General features: G+C 68.9%; 5 protein-coding genes, 2 tRNA genes and 1 pseudogene. 6 read left to right on the top strand and 2 right to left on the bottom strand.

Annotated features, from left to right (window positions below; translation table 11 throughout):
• The 4 genes from VF536_RS16280 to VF536_RS16265 all read left to right on the top strand — a co-directional run.
• Nucleotides 1–383: uroporphyrinogen-III C-methyltransferase (locus VF536_RS16280; RefSeq protein ID WP_331615910.1), on the top strand; the 383-nt coding region annotated here is incomplete at its 5' end.
• 10 nt (nucleotides 384–393) lie between these two features.
• On the top strand, nucleotides 394–1,641 hold the full coding sequence (locus VF536_RS16275; protein WP_331615909.1) for a heme biosynthesis HemY N-terminal domain-containing protein: 1,248 nt from the start codon (nucleotides 394–396) through the stop codon (nucleotides 1,639–1,641).
• Between the two features lie 115 nt (nucleotides 1,642–1,756).
• Nucleotides 1,757–1,833: transfer RNA gene (locus VF536_RS16270), tRNA-Arg, on the top strand.
• Nucleotides 1,834–1,944: 111 nt separating this feature from the next.
• Nucleotides 1,945–2,021, top strand: a tRNA-Arg gene (locus VF536_RS16265).
• 114 nt (nucleotides 2,022–2,135) lie between these two features.
• Here VF536_RS16265 and VF536_RS16260 read toward each other — a convergent pair.
• Nucleotides 2,136–3,251 (bottom strand): CaiB/BaiF CoA-transferase family protein, encoded by a 1,116-nt coding sequence (locus tag VF536_RS16260; RefSeq protein WP_331615908.1) that lies wholly within the window; start codon nucleotides 3,249–3,251, stop codon nucleotides 2,136–2,138.
• Between the two features lie 105 nt (nucleotides 3,252–3,356).
• On the opposite strand from VF536_RS16260, the gene greB reads away from it, so the two are divergent.
• The gene (greB, locus tag VF536_RS16255) at nucleotides 3,357–3,923 is read left to right on the top strand and encodes a transcription elongation factor GreB (RefSeq protein ID WP_331615907.1); all 567 of its coding nucleotides are present in this window, start codon (nucleotides 3,357–3,359) and stop codon (nucleotides 3,921–3,923) included.
• A gap of 21 nt (nucleotides 3,924–3,944) precedes the next feature.
• Here the strand turns inward: greB and VF536_RS16250 are convergent, their stop codons facing one another.
• Nucleotides 3,945–6,209 (bottom strand): RelA/SpoT family protein, encoded by a 2,265-nt coding sequence (locus tag VF536_RS16250; RefSeq protein ID WP_088405310.1) that lies wholly within the window; start codon nucleotides 6,207–6,209, stop codon nucleotides 3,945–3,947.
• 246 nt (nucleotides 6,210–6,455) lie between these two features.
• On the opposite strand from VF536_RS16250, the pseudogene VF536_RS16245 reads away from it, so the two are divergent.
• Nucleotides 6,456–6,778: pseudogene (locus VF536_RS16245) on the top strand (hypothetical protein); the annotation flags it as partial.

Genomic DNA, 6,778 nt, shown 5'->3' with positions numbered 1-6,778 from the left:
GGACCCGCCTCTGGGACCAGGCCGGCGAGCGCTGGACGACGCTGTCCGGCGACGTCTGGCGCGAAGCCCGCGGCCTGCTGCGCGTCACGCGCATCGACCACCCGGAGGCCGCGCTGATCGCGCCCGAGCAGTCCTTCTTCCTCCGCGAGAACCTCAAGCTGCGCTTGCTGAACGCCCGGCTGGCGCTGCTGAGCCGGCAGTTCGACACCGCGCAGGTCGATCTGCGCGAGGCGCAGGCGATGCTGGACCGCTACTTCGACGCACGCTCGCGCAAGCTGACCCAGACGACGGAGTTGCTGCGCCAGGTGCAGGGCCAGTCCCGGCAGGTCACCGTGCCGCGTCCCGACGACACGCTGGCCGCGCTGAGCGCGGTCGCGCGCTGAGGAGATCGCCATGCGCATGGTGATCTGGCTGGTGCTGCTGTTCGTCGCGGCCGTGGTCGCGGCCTTGACGCTGGGCAACAACGACGGCCTCGCCAGCTTCTACTGGCGCGGCTGGCGCATGGACCTGTCGCTCAACCTGTTCCTGCTGCTGCTGGTGGCGGGCTGCTTCGCGCTGATGACGCTGATGCAGACGCTGGACGCGCTGCTGACGCTGCCCAAACGGGCGCGCCTGTGGCGCATGGCCCAGCGCGAACGCAGCGCGCAGGTCGCCCTGCGCGAGGCCTGGGCGGAGTACTTCGGCGCCCGCTACAGCCGCGCGCAGAAGGCGGCGCAACGCGCGCTCGCCATCCAGGCGCAGACGCCCGACCTGGCGCAGGACGGCGCCTTCATGGCCCTGGCGCACCTGGTGGCCGCGCAGAGCGCCCACAGGCTGCAGGACCGGCGCAATCGCGACGAGCATCTGCGCCAGGCGCTGCAGGTGGCGGCGACTTCGGCTGGCGCCCGCGTGCAGGAAGAGGGCGCCAGACTGCTGGCCGCGGAATGGGCGCTCGACGACCGCGACGCGCCGCGCGCGCTCGGCCTGCTGGGCGAACTGACGCCGGGTGTCGCGCGCCGCACGCAGGCCTTGCGACTGAAATTGCAGGGCAGCCGCCTGGCGCATGAGCCGCTCGAGGCGCTGCGCACCGCGCGGCTGCTCGCCAAGCACCAGGGCTTTTCGAAATCGGCGGCGCAAGGCCTGCTGCGCTCGCTCGCGTGCGAGGCGCTGGACACCGCCCGCGACATCGACCAGTTGCGCGGCATCTGGCAGCAGTTGGACGCCTCGGACCGGCGCGATGTGTTCGTCGCGTCGCGGGCGGCGAACTGCGCGGCCAGCCTGGGCGCGCCGGAGGACGGACGCGGCTGGCTGCGGCCGTTCTGGGACTCGATCGCGGAGCAGGGCGCCGACGAGCGCCGTGCGCTGGCTGAGGCGCTGGTGCTGTGCATGCCCGGACTGGGGCCGGAGTGGCTGCAGCGTCTGGAGGGCGCCGTGCTGCGTTTCCCGCGCGACGGCACGATGGCCCTGGCGCTGGGACATGCGCTGGCGGAGCGCCAGCTCTGGGGCAAGGCCCGCCTGATGCTGGAGCAGGCGGCCGAGGATCGCGAACTGACCGTCAATGCACGCCGCCGCAGTTGGCTGCGGCTGGCGGAGATGGCGGACCAGGACGACGACACCGAACGCCGCGCCCGCTGCTACGAGGCGGCGGCACGTCTGGGTTGAAGCCTGGGCGGTCTGGAAGGGCGCTCTGGACGGCGCCGGGATCGCGCGATGGAATGATTTTTCGTCGAGATACTTGCAGACCTTCAAAAACGCATGCTATAGTCGCAGTCTTTCAGCGGCTGTAGCTCAGTTGGATAGAGTACTTGGCTACGAACCAAGGGGTCGTGGGTTCGAATCCTGCCAGCCGCACCAGAAAAACTGTTGAATCTCCGGGTCACTGGAGATTCGGCAAGCAAAAGAAGAAGTAACAACAAAAACCTGGGATCGCTTCCACGACGGCGGTTCCTGATCAGTAAAAGTCGAGCGGCTGTAGCTCAGTTGGATAGAGTACTTGGCTACGAACCAAGGGGTCGTGGGTTCGAATCCTGCCAGCCGCACCAAATAAAAAGCCAGCGTTGAAAGACGCTGGCTTTTTTCTTTGCCTGAATCATTTCCGGCACCCTTCCAGCACCCTCATATTCCATTCGCGGGCCAGTTTGAATGGTGGCGCGGGATTATTCCGGGCGAATATCGTCCGACTCGAATAACTCCTGCTGGCGATCGCTCGCGGCGACCGGCGACCCGGGCCTGGCCGGCGTGCGAGAGAGTTTCGGCGCCGGCATCGGCCAGGCGAGTCCGTCCTGCATGAAGAAGTTGCGGCGGGCCTGCTGATGCGGATGCAAGGGCGCTTCGGCCGCGGTCAGGACCGGTGCGACGCAGGCGTCGCTCCCTTCGAAGACCGCGACCCAGTGCGCGAGCGATTCCTGCCGGATCCGGGCGGCGACCGCGTCGCGCAACGCCGGCCAGTGCACGGGATCGTCCTGCAGCGGCGACGGTGACGGCAGTCCGAGGCGCGCCATGAGTTCCTGCTGGAAGGGCGCCTCGATCGCGCCCAGCGACAGCCAGCGCCCATCCGCGCATTCGAAGCAGTCGTAGAAGTGGGCGCTGTGCAGGAAGAGGTTGCGGGAGGGCTCGTCATCCCAGCGGCCGCCGGCCCGCAGTGCCTGGATGAGCGTTCCCATGTAGCCGACGCCGTCGACGATCGCCGCGTCCACGACCTGGCCGCGACCTGAGCGGCGCGACTCCCACAGCGCACACATCAGGCCGAAGAGCATCGTCATCGCGCCGCCACCGATGTCCCCGAGCAAGGTGGCCGGCAGCGTCGGCGGCTGCCCGGCGCGGGCCGAGAAGGGCATCAGGCCGCTCAGCGCGACGTAGTTGATGTCGTGCCCGGCGCGCTGCGCCAGCGGGCCGCTCTGGCCCCAGCCGGTGAGCCGGGCGTAGACCAGCTTCGGATGAGCCGCCAACAGCGTATCCGGCCCCAGCCCGAGCCGCTCCATCACGCCGGGCCGGAAGCCCTCGATCAGCGCGTCGGCGCCTGCGATGAGCTCGCGCACCCGGGCCAGTCCCGCAGGCGATTTGAGATCGGCCTGCACGACGATCTTCCCGCGATTCAGCGCCGCGCCGCCGCCCAGACGTGTCTCACCGCCAGGCCGCTCCACGACCGTCACCTCGGCGCCGAAGTCAGCCAGCACGAGTCCTGCGAACGGTGCAGGGCCGATGCCGGCGAGTTCCACAATTCGCAATCCGCTCAAGGGACCCTTCGGGCCGTTGTCCAAGGTGTCGCTCATGCCGCGCCTTCCGGGGAATGTTGGGTCGTCACACCATAACGTGCCGCTGACCGGGTCTCCGGACACCTGGGCGAAGACGCCGCCGGGGCGCGACACAATAGCCGCATGAGCAAGGCATTCACGAAGGAATCCGAGAGCGACGACGATGACGACGGCCCGTCGCTGCCCGCATTGCCGCAAGGCTCGCGCAACTACATGACGCCGGCGGGATACGCCCGACTGCGCGCCGAGTTCATGCAGCTGCTGGACGTCGAGCGCCCCAAGATCGTCGAGATCGTCTCCTGGGCCGCCAAGAACGGCGACCGTTCGGAAAACGGGGACTACCTCTACGGCAAGAAGCGGCTGCGCGAGATCGACCGCCGCCTGCGCTTCCTCACCAAGCGGCTGGACATCGCCGAGGTCGTGGACCCGAGCGCCCACCACGGCAGCGACCAGGTGTTCTTCGGCGCGACCGTGACCTACGCCAACGGCAAAGGCGAGGAACGGACCATCACCATCAAGGGCATCGACGAGTCGGACAGCCTGGCGGGCGAGGTGAGCTGGGTGTCGCCGATCGCGCGCACGCTGCTCAAGGCGCGCGAGGGCGACGAACTGCAACTGGTGACGCCGGTCGGCGTGGACCGGATCGAGGTGGTCGAGGTCCGATACCCGGAACCGGCGAAGCCTGAGTAGCCCGAGAGGCCGGGAGCCCGATCAGGGCTTCACGCGCCAGGCGCGCATCACCGCGCTCGAGCGCTTGAGCGTGCGCAGCGCATCGGCCAGGTGCAGCCGGTCGCGCACCGCCAGCAGCAGCGTCATCTCCGCGGTCTCGCGCTGCTGCGAGTCGTCGCTCATGGCGATGTGGGTGATGTCGGCCTCCGCGCTGCTGACCGCGGTCGCGATCTGCGCCAGCACGCCCTTGCCGTTGCGCATCAGCACGCCGACCTCCGCCTCGAAGCTGCGGCTGAGTTCCTCGCCCCAGCCGACGGCGATCCAGTGCTCGCTGTCGCGCTGGAACAGGCGTCGTCCGACCGAGCATTCGGCCGTGTGGACCACCAGGCCCTCACCGCGGCCGAGGTAGCCCTTGATGTCGTCGCCCGGGATCGGGCGGCAGCAGGTGGCCAGCCGGACCGACGCCCCTTCGCTGCCGTCGATCAGGACCTGACCCTGGGACGGGGCGTCGTCGGTGGCGAAGCGGCCCATCGTCAGCAGCACCGCGTCGGGTCGCTGACCCTGGTCGGACAGGGTGCGCGCCAGTTTCTTCGCCACGATCGTCGCGATCTTGCGTCCCAGGCCGATCTCGACGAGCAGCTCGTCGACATGCCGGTTGCCCGCCCAGCGCGCCAGGTCTTGCCACAGCGCGGCGGCGGTCTCGTCCTCGGGCTGGAGGCTGGGCAGCGCCAGGCCTTCCGCGCGCAGCGCCTGCGCCAGCATCTTGTGGCCGAGCTCGCGCGACTCCTCCTGCTCCAGGTTCTTCAGGAAGTGGCGGATCTTGGAGCGCGCCCGCCCGGTGCGCACGAAGCTCAGCCAGGCCGGGTTCGGTCGCGCGCCGGCGGCGGTGACGACCTCGATCACGTCCCCGCTGCGCAGCTCGGTGCGCAGCGGCACCGGCTCGCCGTTGACCTTCGCGGCGACGCAATGGTCGCCCACGTCCGAGTGGATCGCATAGGCGAAGTCCACCGGCGTCGCGCCCTTGGGCAGCGCCATGATCTTGGACTTCGGCGTGAACACGTAGACCGCGTCGGGGAACAGGTCGATCTTGACGTGCTCCAGGAACTCGGTGGCGTCGCGGGTCTCGTCCTGGATGTCCAGCAGCGACTGCAGCCAGCGCGAGCCCAACTGCTGCGCGCCCTTGGCGTCGCCCTTGCTCTTGTACAGCCAGTGCGCCGCCACGCCCTTCTCGGCGACCATGTGCATGGCCTCGGTGCGCATCTGGAATTCCACCGGCGTGCCCAGCGGGCTCACCAGCGTGGTGTGCAGCGACTGGTAGCCGTTGGGCTTGGGGATGGCGACATAGTCCTTGAAGCGGCCCGGCTGCGGCTTGTAGAGCTGGTGCAGCACGCCCAGCGACCAGTAGCACTGCGGCAGGTCCTGCACGATGACGCGGAAACCGAAGATGTCGCTCACCTGCGCGAAGCTCAGGTGCTTCTCTCTCATCTTCTTGTAGATGCTGAAGAGCGTCTTCTCGCGGCCCTGGATCTCGACGCGCAGGTTGGCTTCGGAGAAGGCCTTCTGCACGTCGCGCTCGATGCGCGACACCAGGTCGCGCCGGTGGCCGCGCGCCTTGGTCACGGCCTTGGCCAGCGCGCCGTGGCGCCACGGGTGGATGTACTGGAACGAGAGTTCCTGCAGCTCGCGGTAGATCTCGTTGAGGCCCAGCCGGTGGGCGATCGGCGCGTAGATGTCGAGCGTCTCGCGGGCGATGCGGCGGCGCTTGTCGAACGCCATGTGCTGCATCGTGCGCATGTTGTGCAGGCGATCGGCCAGCTTGATCAGGATGACGCGGACGTCGCGCGCCATCGCCAGCAGCATCTTGCGGAAGCTCTCCGCCTGCGATTCCTCGCGGGTCGAGAACTGCAGCTTGTCCAGCTTGGTCAGACCGTCGACCAGCTCGGCGGTCGGCGCCTCGAAGCGCTCGATCAGCTCGGTCTTGGTGACGCCGCAGTCCTCCATCGCGTCGTGCATCAGCGCGGCCATGATGGCCTGCGCGTCCAGGCGCCAGTCGGCGCACAGGCCGGCGACGGCGATCGGATGGGTGATGTAGGGTTCCCCGCTGGCCCGGAACTGGCCCAGGTGGGCCTCGTCGGCGAACTTGTAGGCCTCGCGGATGCGCTTGACGTCGGCCTTGGGCAGATAGTGCAGGCGGTCCACGAGCGCGTCGAACGAGGACGCCTCGGCGGCCGTGTCCGGCGCGGCCTTGGGGCCGGCCAGCCCGGTCAGGCCTGGAATGTGAGCGGTTGCGAAGGAGCGGAGACCCATCGGTGCAATTTAACCGATGGCGAGAGGGGTTTCCGGCGAGTGGACTTGCGGGTTCGAACCCCCTTCAGGCCCGGGATTAGGGGTTTATCCCTATCAAGAAAACGCGAAAGGTGCGGATCGAGGCCTAAAGTCCGGAGATCGCCCGCCGATAAACCGAACATGCCCTGGAAGGGCGATGGCCCGGGACCCGTCCCGGTCCCGGCATCCGCTGGCCGAAATGTGCGGACACCTCGCGGGAGGCTCGCCATGATTCCTGTTTCCAACAACACAACGACTTTGAACGGTCCCGGTGCGACCACCGGGCAGTCGGCGCGCGTGCGTGAAGCGGGCGTGGACGATTCGTCGACGGCATCGCCGGTCGAGGCCTCCGCCGTGGTGAGCCTGTCGCCGCAGGCGGCGAGTCTGGCCGCGTCCAACCTGACCAGCGCTTCCGCGCCTGTCCAGGCGGCCACCGGACCCGCGGTGGCGGTGCGTACAGCGACCGCCGAGCCCGTCACCGCCACACCCGCCGCGCCGGCCGCTCAACTGGCGGCGGCCCAGGCGCCCGCACCCGCACCCGCACCCGCACC

Origin of the sequence: Roseateles sp. (assembly GCF_036486225.1) — a bacterium.
GTDB lineage: Bacteria > Pseudomonadota > Gammaproteobacteria > Burkholderiales > Burkholderiaceae_C > Roseateles.
Note: the sequence above shows the minus strand (reverse complement) of the source record. Positions and strands in the feature narration are given on the sequence as shown.